This is a genomic window from Actinacidiphila epipremni (assembly GCF_012034175.1).
GTDB classification, from domain to species: Bacteria; Actinomycetota; Actinomycetes; order Streptomycetales; family Streptomycetaceae; genus Actinacidiphila; species Actinacidiphila epipremni.
The window spans coordinates 153,996-168,111 of sequence record NZ_JAATEJ010000002.1 but is presented as its reverse complement, the minus strand read 5'-3'; the positions used below and the strand labels follow the sequence as shown (position 1 = coordinate 168,111).

Annotated in this window: 10 protein-coding genes and 1 pseudogene; 8 read left to right on the top strand and 3 right to left on the bottom strand. The window is 74.9% G+C overall.

The features are described 5' to 3' along the window. Positions 1 to 25: 25 nt before the first annotated feature. The 8 genes and pseudogenes from HCN08_RS36400 (at position 26) to HCN08_RS03600 (ending at position 9,394) form a co-directional block, all read left to right on the top strand. On the top strand, positions 26 to 1,105 hold the full coding sequence (locus HCN08_RS36400; protein WP_167981382.1) for a DUF4190 domain-containing protein: 1,080 nt from the start codon (positions 26 to 28) through the stop codon (positions 1,103 to 1,105). 98 nt (positions 1,106 to 1,203) lie between these two features. After that, positions 1,204 to 1,956, top strand: coding sequence for a GntR family transcriptional regulator (locus tag HCN08_RS03630; RefSeq protein WP_167981381.1), 753 nt, complete (start codon positions 1,204 to 1,206; stop codon positions 1,954 to 1,956). A gap of 138 nt (positions 1,957 to 2,094) precedes the next feature. Then, the gene (locus HCN08_RS03625; protein WP_167981380.1) at positions 2,095 to 2,604 is read left to right on the top strand and encodes an RpiB/LacA/LacB family sugar-phosphate isomerase; all 510 of its coding nucleotides are present in this window, start codon (positions 2,095 to 2,097) and stop codon (positions 2,602 to 2,604) included. Positions 2,605 to 2,631: 27 nt separating this feature from the next. Further along, positions 2,632 to 2,853 carry an SPOR domain-containing protein gene (locus tag HCN08_RS03620; protein ID WP_167981379.1) on the top strand — a complete coding sequence of 74 codons (222 nt, stop codon included), beginning with the start codon at positions 2,632 to 2,634 and terminating at the stop codon, positions 2,851 to 2,853. After that, entirely contained in the window at positions 2,850 to 3,266 is a 417-nt protein-coding gene (locus HCN08_RS03615; protein WP_322974202.1) for an NUDIX hydrolase, read from the top strand. Before HCN08_RS03620 ends, HCN08_RS03615 begins: the two co-directional genes overlap by 4 nt. Before the next feature lie 127 nt (positions 3,267 to 3,393). Next, positions 3,394 to 3,882: pseudogene (locus tag HCN08_RS03610) on the top strand (GNAT family N-acetyltransferase); the annotation flags it as partial. A gap of 136 nt (positions 3,883 to 4,018) precedes the next feature. Beyond that, positions 4,019 to 6,526 carry a SpoIIE family protein phosphatase gene (locus tag HCN08_RS03605; protein ID WP_167981378.1) on the top strand — a complete coding sequence of 836 codons (2,508 nt, stop codon included), beginning with the start codon at positions 4,019 to 4,021 and terminating at the stop codon, positions 6,524 to 6,526. A 309-nt stretch (positions 6,527 to 6,835) separates the two neighbouring features. Further along, entirely contained in the window at positions 6,836 to 9,394 is a 2,559-nt protein-coding gene (locus HCN08_RS03600) for a SpoIIE family protein phosphatase (RefSeq protein ID WP_167981641.1), read from the top strand. 47 nt (positions 9,395 to 9,441) lie between these two features. Here HCN08_RS03600 and HCN08_RS03595 read toward each other — a convergent pair whose 3' ends face one another. The 3 genes from HCN08_RS03595 to HCN08_RS03585 all read right to left on the bottom strand — a co-directional run bounded on the left by HCN08_RS03595 (position 9,442) and on the right by HCN08_RS03585 (position 14,116). Beyond that, positions 9,442 to 11,265, bottom strand: a complete 1,824-nt coding sequence (locus HCN08_RS03595; RefSeq protein ID WP_167981377.1) for a TPM domain-containing protein — start codon at positions 11,263 to 11,265, stop codon at positions 9,442 to 9,444. A gap of 125 nt (positions 11,266 to 11,390) precedes the next feature. Beyond that, positions 11,391 to 12,158, bottom strand: a complete 768-nt coding sequence (locus HCN08_RS03590) for a succinate dehydrogenase/fumarate reductase iron-sulfur subunit (RefSeq protein WP_167981376.1) — start codon at positions 12,156 to 12,158, stop codon at positions 11,391 to 11,393. After that, entirely contained in the window at positions 12,155 to 14,116 is a 1,962-nt protein-coding gene (locus HCN08_RS03585; RefSeq protein ID WP_167981375.1) for a fumarate reductase/succinate dehydrogenase flavoprotein subunit, read from the bottom strand. The genes HCN08_RS03590 and HCN08_RS03585 overlap by 4 nt, the downstream gene beginning before the upstream one ends.

Genomic DNA, 14,116 nt, shown 5'->3' with positions numbered 1-14,116 from the left:
GAGTACGGGCCCGTAAACTCCGGGCGTGGACATACCGCCGCCGCCTCCGCCCCCGCCGTCCCCCGAGGACGCGCAGCCGCCGGGCCCCCCGCCGTACCCGGGCGCCCCCGGCCACCACGACAACCCGTACGCCCAGGCCCAGCAGCCCACCCAGGCCGCCATGCCGGGCGGCCCGCCTCCCATACCCGGCGGGCCGGGCCCCTACGCCCAGCCCGGCCCACCGGGGCAGCCCGGACCGCCCGGCCCGTCCGCCCAGCCCCCGTCGCCCTACGGCACCCCCGCCCCCGGCCCGTACGGTCCCGGCACCGCCTACCCCGGCGCCCAGCAGCCCGGTTACGGCTACGGCTACCCCGGCCCCGGCATGCCGCCGCCGTACCCGGGGCAGCCCGGCTGGTACGCGCAGGAGCGCGGCACCAACGGCATGGCCATCGCCGCCCTCGTCACCGGCCTGATCCCCTGCCTGGTCTTCCTCGGCGGCATCTTCGGCCTCATCGGCCTGAAGCAGACCAAGCGGCGCGGCGAGCGCGGTCGCGGCATGGCGATCGCCGGCATCGTGCTGGGCAGCGTGTGGACCGCGCTGCTCGCCCTGATCATCGTCCTCGCCGCGACCGGCGTCATCGACAGCGGCAACACCTCGGTCGAGGACATCAAGTCCGGCCAGTGCTTCAACACCGTGGGCGAGAAGCTCTCGCAGTTCGGCACGGACGACGACGACAAGCGCCGCACCAGCAGCGTGGACGTCGTCGACTGCGACGCCGAGCACGACGCCGAGGCCTTCGCCGTCTACGCGATCCAGTCCGGCGACGACGACCCGTACCCGGGCGTCTCCGGGGTCAGCCGGGACGCGCAGACCAACTGCAGCAAGTACGCCCGCACCTACCTCGACGGCCGGCGGCCGGCGTCCGGCACCGAGATGTACTTCTACATCCCGCCGCCCGACAGTTGGGCCGCCGGCAAGCGCACGGTGATCTGCTTCTTCGGCTCGCCCGACCACAAGGTCACCGGCACCGTGAAGGCCGGCGCCGGCGGCAGCGGCGCCGGTGAGCCGGGCGACAAGGACGACCAGGACGACCAGGGGGACGGCGACGCAGGCGTGGGGGTCTGATCGCATAAGCGCAGGGTGATGCTCAGGGGAGGGCTTGCGGACGAGTACCCAGGGTTGCCAAGCTGTCGCGGACAGTCAACCCCTTGGGAGGGGCAGCCGTGGCATTCGGTGAGCAGCCCGCATACCTGCGCGTCGCCGACGACCTGCGCCGCAAGATCCTCGACGGCACCCTGCCGCCGCACGCCCGGCTCCCCTCGCAGGCCAGAATCCGCACCGAGTACGGCGTCTCCGACACCGTCGCGCTCGAAGCGCGCAAGGTGCTGATGGCCGAGGGCTTCGTCGAGGGCCGCTCGGGCTCGGGCACGTACGTGCGCGAGCGGCCCCGCCCGCGGCGGATCATCCGCAGCGGCTACCGCCCCACCGGCCCCTCCACGCCCTACCGGCAGGAGCAGGCCGACGAGAGCTGCAAGGGCAGCTGGGAGTCACGCAGCGTGCAGGAGTCGGCGAGCCTGGACGTCGCCGAGCGGCTGCGGATCGAGCCGGGCGAGCGCGTCATGCGCACGAACTACGTCTTCCGCACCGAGGGCGAGCCGACGCTGCTGTCCACCTCGTGGGAGCCGCTGGCGCTGACGGGGCGTACGCCGGTGCTGCTGCCCGAGGAGGGGCCGGTCGGCGGGCAGGGCGTGGTGGCCCGGATGGCGGCGATCGACCTGGTCGTCGACCACATGGCCGAGGAGGTCTCGGCCCGCCCCGGGCTCGCCGCGGAGGCCGCCGCGCTCGGCGGGGTGCCGGGCCATGTCGTGATCGAGATCCGGCGCACGTACTTCGCCTCCGGGCGCCCGGTGGAGACCGCGGACGTCGTCATCCCCGCCGACAAATACCGCGCGGTGTACCACCTGCCCGTGCGCTGACCGCCGCAGGACCGGCCACCGCGCACGGCCGGGCGCGCCCCCGGCGTCATCGACTTCTGGTCGAACGGCTGGCCGGATCGGTACCTCTTCGTGTCATTGCGTACCCGCGCTGTGAACCTCGGGCGTAGGCTCGGGCATATGCGCATCGCCGTTTCCTCGGACATGGATGAGCCGCCCGCCCGGCAGCTCGTCGACGAGTTGCGCCGGCGCGGCCATGACGTGCGGCTTTACGGCGCGCTGCGGGACGGCGACCGGGCGGACTGGGCGTGGAGCGCGCACAAGGCGGCGTACGCCGTCGCACTCGGCGAGGCGGACCAGGCGGTCGTGTGCTGCTGGACGGGCGCCGGCGCGTCCATGGCCGCCAACAAGGTCCCCGGCGTGCGCGCCGCCCTGTGCGCCGACGCGTACGCCGCGCGCGGCGCCCGGGTGTGGAGCGACGCGAACGCGCTGGCGCTGAGCCTGCGCACACTGTCCGGCGGGCTGCTCGCCGAGATCCTGGACGCCTGGTTCGACCCCACGGCCGAGCAGGACCGCGACGCCCAGGACCGCGCGAACATCGCCCACCTCGCCGCCGTCGAACCGGCCGGGGCAGGCGGACCGGGCGCATCGGCCGAACGCGCCGGCCGGGCGCATGAACCGAGCGAGTGAACCGAGCCAGTGAAGGGGCATGACCTGATGACGTCCGACCTCGTATGGGCCCTGATACGACAGGACGGCGGCGCCAACCGCTACCGCGTGGGCCGGTACGCCACCCGGGCCGAGGCCGAGCGGATCGCCGACCGGCTGGCCGCCCGCCGCGCGGACCCCGAGCGCGAGCCGGAAGCCGGCCCCGAGCGCCCGGCGCACGAGCGGCGCTACGTCATCGAGCGCATCGCGCCCCGGCTGGCCCAGGCGTGAGCCGCCGGCCGCCCGCGCTGATCGACACGGTGGCCTGGGTACGGATCGAGGACGGCCGGATCCTGTGCGCCCGGCCGCGCGGCAAGGACGTCTTCTACATCCCCGGCGGCAAGCGCGAGGGCGCCGAGAGCGACCTCGCCACGCTGCTGCGCGAGATCGAGGAGGAGCTGACCGTCGCCCTCGACCCGGCCTCGGTCGCCCACGTGGGCACGTACGAGGCGCCGCTGGGCCCCGGGGCGCCGGACGCCGCGGTCGTCCGCATGGCCTGCTACACCGCGGACTACCGCGGCGAGCTCACCCCGAGCAGCGAGATCGCCGAGGTCGCCTGGTTCTGCTACGCCGACCGCGCCGCGGTGCCGCCCGTGGACCAGCTGCTCTTCGACGACCTCAGGGCGGCCGGCAGCCTGGCCTGAGCCCGCGGCGGCTGACTAGGGTCGGGGCATGGACGAGGCGTACGACGAGCAGGTCACCGCACCGGCCGCACCGCGGAACGCGGGCGGCATCCCGACTCCCGCGGCCGGCGCACCCGCGCCCGGCGGCGTCACGCTGGACGAGGTCGACCCGGACCACCCCGACGCCCGCGGCTGCCTGCTGGCGTACTTCACCGAGCTGCAGGAGCGCTTCGACACCGGCTTCGACCCCGGGCGCAGCCTGCTGCCCGACGCCGGGGGCCTGCGCCCGCCGGCCGGGGTCTTCCTGGTCGCCCGGCGGCACGGCGGGCCCGGCACCGCCCCGGTCGCCCTCGGCTGCGCCGGGATGAAGCTGCCGAAGGACGCGCCGGCCGAGATCAAGCGCATGTGGGTCGCGCCCGAGGCCCGCGGGCTGGGCCTGGCCCGGCGCTTCCTGGCCGAGCTGGAGGCGCGGGCCGCCGCACTGGGCCGCGACACGCTGCGGCTGGACACCAACAAGGCCCTCGACGCCGCCATCGGCCTCTACCACTCCAGCGGCTTCCGCGAGGTCCCGCCCTTCAACGACGAGCCGTACGCCCACCACTGGTTCGAGAAGCACATCACCCCCGCCGCCCGCTGAGCGCAGCCGCCCCGCTGCCACCTCCGGCGGCGGTGGAGGCGCGACAACCGGGTAAATGGGCCACTATCGGGTACGAGGTGCAAATCCCTGTTGGTGGCCGGGCGGATCCGGCCTGACCCGGTCGGGGGTGCGAGGCATGAGTGCCAGCGGCGACACCCCGCCCGGCGAGGGCGCGGGCGGCGGTGCCGGACGGCCGGCCCGCGGGACGCTGCTGGACACCCTGCGGGTCGCCGTCGTCATGCTGGACACCACCGGGCGGGTCCTGCTGTGGAGCCCGCTGGCCGAGGAGGTCCTCGGATGGGCCGGCGAGCACATCGTCGGGCGCCGGGTCGGCGGACTGTTCGGGCCGGGCCACCGCGTCCCCGCCGGCCGGCCCGCGCCCCCGCCCGTACCGTCGGCGAAAGAGGCCGAGCGGATGCTCGGGGAGCTGCTGCGGGACGGCCGCTGGGACGGCATCCTGTCGCTGCGGCACCGCGACGGGCACACCGTGCAGGTCGAGGCGCGGGCGTCGCTGCTGGTGGACGGCGACGGGCGGCCGTTCGTGCTGGCGTCCATGGTCGAGACCAGCCGGCTGCGCACCCTGGAGCACGACCTCGCCGCGCTGGACTCGCTGTTCGACTCCTCGCCGCTGGGCGTGGCGATCTTCGACAACGACCTGCGCTACGTCCGCGTCAACGACGCGCTCGCCGGCATGAACGGGCTGCCGGCCGCCGACCACATCGGCCGTACCGTGCACGAGGTGATGGCGGACACCAAGGCCGCCGAGTCGCTGAGCGCGCTGCAGCGCGACGTGCTGGAGACCGGCCGGCCGGTCGTCGACCTGGTCTCGCCCGCGCCCCGGGGCAACGGCCACCGCTCGCTGTCGTACCACCGGCTGGTGGACCGGGCCGGGCGGGTGCTCGGCATCAGCGCGACCGTCATCGACGTCACCGAGCGGGTGGAGTCCGAGGCCAAGGCCGAGCGCGCCCGGCGCCGGCTCGCGCTGCTCAACGACGTCGGCTCGCGCATCGCCGGGCACCTGGACGTACGGCGCAACGCCGAGGAGCTGGCGGCGGCGCTGGTGCCGACCTTCTGCGACTACTCCGGCGTCGTGCTGCACTCCCAGCTCGCCGACGGCGGCGAGCTGCCGTACGCCGCGTACAGCGACTCCACGCCCATGCGGCAGGTCGGCGTCGGGGCGATCAACTGGAACGCGGACGTGGTGCGGGTGATCCGGCCGGGGCAGGCGGTGTCCTTCGACCGCAAGTCGCCCTTCGGCGAGGTGCTGGCGACCGGCCGCCCGCAGCTGATGAACACCCACGACGAGCTGTCCCACCTGACCCACCCCGACGACCCGAAGGTCCGCGCGACGCTCGCGATCGGCGTCCGGTCGATGATCGTGCTGCCGCTGCGCGCCCACGGCGTCGTGCTGGGCCTGCTGATCGTCAGCAGGGCTGACGGTCGGGAGCCCTTCGACCAGGAGGACGTCGCCCTCGGCATGGAGCTCGCCGACCGCGCCGGCGCCGCGCTGGACAACGCGCGGCTGTACGTACGCGAGCGCGAGGGCGCGCTGATGCTCCAGCGCTCCCTGCTGCCCCGCTCCACGCCCGCCGCGCCCGGCGTGGACGTCGCCTACCGCTACGTGCCCGGCAGCAGCGCCGCCGAGGTCGGCGGCGACTGGTTCGACGTGCTGCCGCTGGCCGGCGGCCGGGTCGCCTTCGTCGTCGGCGACGTCATGGGCCACGGCCTCGGCGCCGCCGCCACCATGGGCCGGCTGCGTACCGCGGTCCGCACGCTCGCCGCACTCGACATGAAGCCGGACGAGCTGCTGCGGCGGGTCGGCGAGCTGGGCGAGGACCTGGCGCAGCGGCCCTCGGAGGGCTGGATGGCGACCGCCGTCTACGCCGTCTACGACCCGGCCACCCGGCGCTGCGCCATCGCGCAGGCCGGCCACCCGCCGCCGGTGCTGATCGCGCCGGACGACGACGGCGGGCACCCCCGGGCCCGGCTGCTGGACGAGCTGCCGCCGGGCGTGCCGCTCGGCGTCGGCGGCGGGCGCTTCGAGACCACCGAGCTGGACGTGCCGGACGGCACCGTGCTGGTGCTGTACACCGACGGCCTGATCGAGTCGCGGCGGCACGACATCGGCACCGGCCTGGAACGGCTGCGCGCGACGCTCAGCCGCCCGCTGGACTCGCTGGAGGACGCGTGCGACGACCTGCTGGCCACCATGGAGCCCGGCCGCGAGCCGGACGACGTGGCGCTGCTGATGGCCCGGCTCGGCACCCTGCCCAGCGGCTCCACCGAGGCGTGGACCTTCCCCGCCGAGGCCAGCGCGGTGCGGCTGGCCCGCCGCCGGGTGCGCGACACGCTCGCCGAGTGGGAGCTGCCGGAGCTGATCGACGTCACCGTGCTGCTGGTCAGCGAGCTGGTCACCAACTCGCTGCGGTACGCGCACGGGCCCATCGGGGTGCGGATGGTACGCGGCGGGTCGCTGCTGGTGGAGGTCTCCGACCCGCTGCCCGACCCGCCCCGCGAGCGGACCACCACCGCCGAGGACGAGGGGGGCCGCGGCCTGCAACTGGTGGCCGGCGCGTCCCGCAGGTGGGGCACCCGGCACGGGCCGCTGGGCAAGACCGTATGGTTCGAACTGGCACTGCCGTGACGCGTGGGGCGAGGGCTTGCGCGAAACGGCCGTTTCCCGCCCGATCCCGGCATGGGAACGCTCCCACTGCGCGGCCCGGGATCACCCGCCCGTTGATCGCGGGAAATGGTTCACGGGGGCTGTGCCGGGTATTCCGAAGAGACGAGAGCGAAAGGTGCGGCCGAGGTGGTCAGGGGACCTTCCCCGTACCCCGGGAGCCGAGATGATGCTGTGATCGACAAGACCGTGTGCTGGACGGTCCGCATGCTGAATACTCAGCTCCAACCGGTCCATGTGTGCTGAGCTGGAGGGGTCGGGCGAGTGAGCGACATGCCAGCAGGGGCGGTTCCGCCCGGCGACGACGCGGACGCGGCGACGGCCGCGGTCTGGCAGTCGAGTCCGCCCGGCTCCATCTACGACTACATACGGGTCGCGTCCTTCTCGCTCGGCGCCGACGGCCGGATCGAGCAGTGGAGCGAGCGCGCCGCCGAGTTCTTCGGCGTCCGCGCGGACGACGCGGTCGGCCGCGACCCCATCGCCGCCTTCGCCCCGCCGCACGTCCAGCGCCGCGGCCACGAACGCCTCACCGACATCCTCAACGGCCGCGAGTGGACCGGCCTCGTCCCGTACAACGACGCCTCCGGCAAGGAGGGCCTGGCCGAGGTCTACGTCATGCCCGCCGACCGCGGCGCCCTGTGCATCGCGGTGGACGTGGCGACACTGCGTCAGATCGAGACCGATCTGGCCGCCTCCCAGGCGGTGTTCGGGCAGTCGCCGATGGGATTCGTGCTCTTCGACAGCAAGTTGCGGCTGATCCGGGTCAACGACCGCTTCGCGACCGTCTTCGGCCGCCCCGCCGAGGAGCACCGCGGCCGGGGCCCGCACGACTTCCTCTCCCGCGTCGAGGCCGACCGGCTCAGCGCGGCGCTGCGCCAGGTGCTGGAGACCGGCGAGCCGGTGCTCGACATGCCGCTGGTCGGCACCGTGCCCGGCGACCCCGGGCGGCGCCGCTGGTCGATGTCGCTCTACCGGCTGCACAGCTCCAGCGGGCGGGCCATCGGCGTCGCGGGCCTGGCCATGGACGTCACCGGCCGGCAGCGCGCCGAACGCGAGGCCGCGCACGCCCGGCGCAACCTCGCGCTGCTCAACGAGGCCGGCTCACGCATCGGCACCTCGCTGGACCTGGAGACCACCGCCCGCGAACTGCTCGACGTGGCCGTGCCGCACTTCTGCGACCTCGCCTCCGTCGACCTCTACCAGGCGCTGCTGTCCGGCGCGGAGGACCTGGCCGGCACCACCGACGGCAGCGGCGAACTGCGCCGGGTCGCCTTCGCCAGCTCCGTCTCCGACGCGCCCGTCGCGATGGCCGGGGACGACGACGACACCTCCGCCGACGACGGGCCCGTCGCGGTCGGCTCCGTCCACCGCTACCGCTTCAGCTCCGCCAGCGCCCGCGCCCTGCGCACCGCCCAGCCGCAGGTGCTCGACGGCGACGGCGGGCAGGACCTGGGCGGCGCGCTCGTGCAGTCCACGCTCGTCGTGCCGATGGTCGCCCGGGACACCGTCCTCGGCCTCGTGCAGTTCTCCCGCGCCAAGGGCAGCGAGCCCTTCACCGAACGCGACCGGATGCTCGCCGAGGAACTGGCCGCGCGCGCCGCCATCTTCATCGACAACGCGCGGCTCTACCGCCGCGAGCACGAACGCGCCCTCATCCTCCAGCGCAGCCTGCTGCCGCCCGACGACCCCGAGGCCGCGGGCCTGGACATCGCCTGCCGCTACCTGCCCGGCAGCATGGAGACCGAGGTCGGCGGCGACTGGTTCGACGTCATCGAGCTGCCCGGCCACCGCACCGCCCTGGTCGTCGGCGACGTCATGGGCCGCGGCTTGCGCGCCGCCGTCGCCATGGGCGAACTGCGCACCGCCGTACGGACGCTGGCGATGCTCGACCTGGAGCCGGGGGAGGTCCTCAGCGCGCTCGACGAGGTCGTCTCGGGCCTCGGCGCCCCCACCCCCGGCCGGACCCGGCGGACGGCGTCCAAGGAGCGCGGCGACTCCGACCTCGCGGAGGTCTACCTCGCCACCTGCGTCTACGTCGTCTACGACGCCGTCACCCGGCGCTGCACCATCGCCAACGCCGGGCACCTGCCGCCGGTCGTCGTCGAGCCCGGCGAGCAGCCGCTGCTGCTGGAGCTGCCGCGGGGCGTGCCGCTGGGCGTCGGTGACGAGCCGTTCGAGGAGAGCGAGGTCGAACTGCCCGAGGGCGCGCTGCTCGCCCTCTACACCGACGGCCTCGTCGAATCGCGCAGCCTGCCCCTCGACGAGGGCCTGGACGCCTTCCGGCGCTCCCTCGACGGGCCCGAGCGCCCGCTGGAGGACATCTGCGACCACGTCCTCGCCACGCTGGACACCGCGCACGGCGAGGACGACATCGCCCTGCTCATGGCCCGCATCCGCGGCCTGCCCGCCGAGCAGGTCGGCGACTGGTCCCTCAAGCCGCAGCCCACCTCGGTCGCCCGGGCCCGCGAACTCGCCCGCGAGCAGCTGCAGAGCTGGGGCCTGGACGAACTCGTCGACACCACCGAGCTGCTGGTCAGCGAACTGGTCACCAACGCGCTGCGGCACGGCTACGGCGACATCCGGCTGCGCCTGCTCCTGGACCGCACGCTGGTCTGCGAGGTATGGGACAGCGCCCTGGTCCAACCCCGCCGCCGCCGCGCCCGCGACACCGACGAGGGCGGGCGCGGCCTGCAACTCGTGACGATGCTCAGCGAGAGCTGGGGCAGCCGCCGCACCCACCGCGGCAAGACCGTCTGGTTCGAACTCGCCCTCCCCGGCCGGCAAACCCACGCCTCGACCCCGACGGTGGACGAGCTGCTGAGCATGTTCTGACGCGGGGGCGCATGCCGCGCGGGGGCCGCGCATGCCGCGCGGCGGGGTCAGAAACGGCCGCCGCCGCCCATACGGCCGCGGGTGTCCGTGCCGCCGAAGCTCGCCGGGCCGGAGCCGCCGACGCCGCCGCTCATGCCGCCGAAGCCGCCGCGGCTGCCGCCGGAGAGCTCGCCGATGACGATGCCGCCGAGCATGGCGGCGCCCAGGCCCTCGACGCCGGGCATGCCGCGGGTGCGGCCGAAGCCGCCGGGGACGTAGCCGCCGATGTCCTGCCGGGCCAGGTCCTGGGCGGCGCGGGCGAGCCGGTCGGCGTCCCGGGCGAGCGCGAGGACGGCGGCCGGCTCGCCGCGGGCCGCCGCCTGAGCCGTCGCCGTCGCTTCAGCCGGAGCTTCTGCCTGCGACTCGGCCTCGGCCCCGGCGAGCTTGCGCTCGGCCGCCGCGAGCCGGGTACGGGCCCGGACGCCGATCGCGCCCCGGTGCGTGGTGACCAGGTCCCGGGCCGCCGCGACCTCGCTGCGGGCCGGCAGCAGCGCGAGCTCCAGCAGCGCCCGGCCGCGCGGCTCACCGGCCCGCTCCAGCTCCGCCCCGGCCTCCGCGACCCGCCACACCTCGGCGAGCGGGTCGTAGCGCCCGGAGCCGACCCGGCCGCGTACGTCGGCGAGCACGGCCCCGAGCCGCGCGTCCCCGGGGCCCGCGGTGGGGGCCGGGTCGCCGTCCGCCGAGGACGCCACCGCCGCCGGCACCGTCTCGCGCAGCCACCTGTCGGCGGTGTGCAGCTCGGCCACCCGGCGGGCCGCGGCGTCGGCCAGGGCGGTGGCCTGGACCAGGGCGCCCTCGGCGGCGCGGATGAAGACGGCGGCCCTGCCGTGGTCGGTGCCGAGCGCCGCCCGGGCCTGGTCCAGGCTGCCGCGGGCGAAGTCCAGCCGGTCGCGGGCCCGCGCCGGATGGCCGGCGACCGGGTCCAGGGCGGAGCCGGTGTATCGGGCGGGCAGCGGTGCCAGCTCGGCCGCCGCCGCGGCGATCCGGCCGGGCAGCGCGGCGGCCGTCAGCTCCGCCTCCGCCAGCGCCCGCGGGGCGTTCGCCTCCATGGCCCGCAGCCGGTCGAACGCCTCGGACTCCGCGTCCAGCCGCCGGTCGGCCTGCGTGCAGCGCGACAGGATCTCGTCCAGCAGCTGCCGCCGGGTGTCGTCGTCCGCGGCCTCGTCGTCGTCCAGCCGCTGCCGCAGCCGGAAGGCCGCGGCCAGCTCGCCCGCGGCGTAGTCGACCGCCTCGGTGAAGGGCCGCGCCGCCCGCGCACCGCACTGCGCGGCGGCGAGGCCGACGTCCTCCCGGCTGGTGCGCACCGCGTCGTCCGTCGCCACCAGCAGCTGACCGGCCTGCGCGGCCAGCTCCGGCAGCGGGGTGAGCCGGGGCGCGTAACGGCGCACCCGGCGCGCCCCCGGCTGGCCGCCCGACGCGACGGGCGGGCCGTGGCCCGCGGCGGCGGTGCGCCTGCGGCGGCGTACCGCCATCAGGGCGACCAGCCCCGCCGCGGCCACGACGACCACCGGGATCCACAGGTCGGCCGCACCATTGCTGGTCCCGACCCCGACCCCGGTTCCGAGCGCGGCGCCGCCGGGACCGTCGTACGTCGCCGGCGCCGCGCTCACCGGCCGCCCGTGCCCGTCCAGCTCCGCCTCGTACCCGGCCGCCGCGCCCACCGCCGCACCGGCCTGCGCCGTACGCCCCTGGAGCGCGCCCGCCCGGTCGGTGACGCGCCCGGGGCGCAGCAGCGGCGCCGGCTCGCCGGCCCACGCCTGCGCCGGGCCCGCGAGCACCACGAGCCCGAGCACCCCGAGCGCCGCGCACCACCGGGAAACCCGCCGCCTCATGCGCACCGCGCCTCTCGCCGCGCCACGCCTCCTCCGCGTGGCTGTGCTCGGAGGCTATGCGCGCAATGTGCGTGCCGCGACTTGTGGACGGCTTACGCCCGCCCCGGGGCTCGGGCGCGCAAAAGTCACCCCTCGCGGCGGCGGATCTTGTTGCCCAGCCACACCAGGGGGTCGTACTTGCGGTCCACCGCCCGCTCCTTGAGCGGGATGAGCGCGTTGTCGGTGATCTTGATGTGCTCGGGGCAGACCTCCGTACAGCACTTGGTGATGTTGCAGTAGCCCAGCCCGTGGTCCTCCTGCGCGGAGGCGGCCCGGGTCAGGCCCTGGTCGGCGGCGGCGTCCAGGGGGTGCATGTCGAGTTCGGCGATGCGCATCAGGAAGCGGGGGCCGGCGAAGGCCGGCTTGTTCTCCTCGTGGTCGCGCACCACGTGGCAGGTGTCCTGGCACAGGAAGCACTCGATGCACTTGCGGAACTCCTGCGAGCGCTCCACGTCCACCTGCTGCATCCGGTACTCCCCGGCCGCGACGCCCTTGGGCGGCACGAACGCCGGGACCTGCCGGGCCTTGGCGTAGTTGAAGGAGACGTCCGTGACGAGGTCCCGGATCACCGGGAAGGCCCGCAGCGGCGTGACGGTGACGGTCTCCTCCGGCTGGAACACCGACATCCGCGTCATGCACATCAGCCGGGGCCGCCCGTTGACCTCCGCGCTGCACGAGCCGCACTTGCCGGCCTTGCAGTTCCAGCGGACGGCGAGGTCGGCGGCCTGGGTCGCCTGGAGCCGGTGGATGATGTCGAGGACGACCTCGCCGTCGTTGACCTCGACGTCGTAGTCCTGGAGGCCGCCGCCGTCCGCGTCGCCCCGCCAGACCCTGAAGTGCGCTGTGTGGGTCACCCGTCAAGCTCCTCGTCCGTCAGGTATTTGCGCAGCTCTTCGCGTTCGAAGAGGGCGAGCAGATCGGCGCGGATCGCCGGCATCGGGCGCTTGCGCAGCCCCACCACCTGCCCGGGCTGCCCGTCCGCACCCTCGGGGGCCGCGCCCTCCGGGGCCAGCTCGCACACCAGGTTGACCTGGCGCCAGGCGCGGTCCATGCCGGGGTGGTCGTCGCGGGTGTGGCCGCCGCGGCTCTCGGTGCGCTCCAGCGCGGCCCGCGCCACGCACTCGCTGACCAGCAGCATGTTCCGCAGGTCGATCGCCAGGTGCCAGCCGGGGTTGAACTGCCGGTGCCCCTCGACGCCGACCCGCCGCGACCGCTCCCGCAGCCCGGCCAGCCGCTCCAGCGCCTGCTCCATCTCGGGGGCCCGCCGGATGATGCCGACCAGGTCGTTCATGACCTGCTGGAGCTCCTGGTGCAGGGTGTACGGGTTCTCCGGCGCACCGCCGGAACCGCCGGGCCCGCCGGAACCGCCCGCGACATCCGCACCCGCCTCGAACGGCCGCAGCGCCTCCCGCGCCGCCGCGTCGATCTGCTCCTGCGCCACCGCCGGCCGCTGCCCGCCGAGCCCGGCGGCGTACTGCGCCGCGTACAGCCCGGCCCGGCGGCCGAAGACCAGCAGGTCGGACAGCGAGTTGCCGCCCAGCCGGTTGGAGCCGTGCATGCCGCCGGCGACCTCGCCGGCCGCGAACAGCCCCGGCACCCCGGTGGCCGCCGCGGTGTCGGGGTCCACGTCGACGCCGCCCATCATGTAGTGGCAGGTCGGCCCGACCTCCATCGCCTCCGCCGTGATGTCGACGTCGGCCAGCTCCTTGAACTGGTGGTGCATCGACGGCAGCCGGCGCCGGATCTCCTCGGCGGGCAGCCGGGTCGACACGTCCAGGTACACCCCGCCGTGCGGGGTGCCGCGGCCGGCCTTGACCTCGGCGTTGATCGCCCGGGCCACCTCGTCGCGGGGCAGCAGCTCGGGGGGCCTGCGGTGGCTGTCGGGGTCGGTGTACCAGCCGTCGGCCTCCTCCTCGCTCTGCGCGTACTTCTCCTTGAAGACGTCCGGCACATAGCCGAACATGAAGCGCTCGCCCTCGCTGTTGCGCAGCACCCCGCCGTCGCCGCGCACCGACTCGGTGACCAGGATGCCCTTGACCGACGGCGGCCAGACCATGCCGGTGGGGTGGAACTGGATGAACTCCATGTTGATCAGCGGCGCCCCCGCCAGCAGCGCCAGCGCGTGGCCGTCGCCGGTGTACTCCCAGGAGTTGGACGTCACCTTGAAGGACTTGCCGACGCCGCCGGTTGCCAGCACCACCGCGGGCGCCTCGATCACGAACAGCCGGCCGGACTCGCGGACGTACCCGAAGACCCCGGACACCGCGTCGCCGTCCTTGAGCACCCGGGTGACCGTGCACTCCTGGAAGACCTTCAGCCGGGCCTCGTAGTCGCCGGTCTCGGCGAAGTCGTCCTGCTGGAGCGAGACGATCTTCTGCTGGAGGGTGCGGATCAGCTCCAGGCCGGTGCGGTCGCCGACGTGCGCCAGCCGCGGGTACTCGTGGCCGCCGAAGTTGCGCTGCGATATCCGGCCGTCGGGCGTGCGGTCGAACAGCGCGCCCCACGTCTCCAGCTCCCACACCCGGTCCGGTGCCTCGCGCGCGTGCAGCTCGGCCATCCGCCAGTGGTTGAGGAACTTGCCGCCGCGCATCGTGTCGCGGAAGTGCACCTGCCAGTTGTCGTGCCCGTTGACATTGCCCATGCTGGCCGCGATGCCGCCCTCGGCCATCACCGTATGGGCCTTGCCGAACAGCGACTTGCAGATCACGGCGGTACGCAGTCCGTGCTCGCGGGCCTCGATGGCGGCGCGCAGCCCGGCGCCGCCGGCGCCGACCACGACCACGTCGTACGCATGCCGTTCCACTTGTGTCAT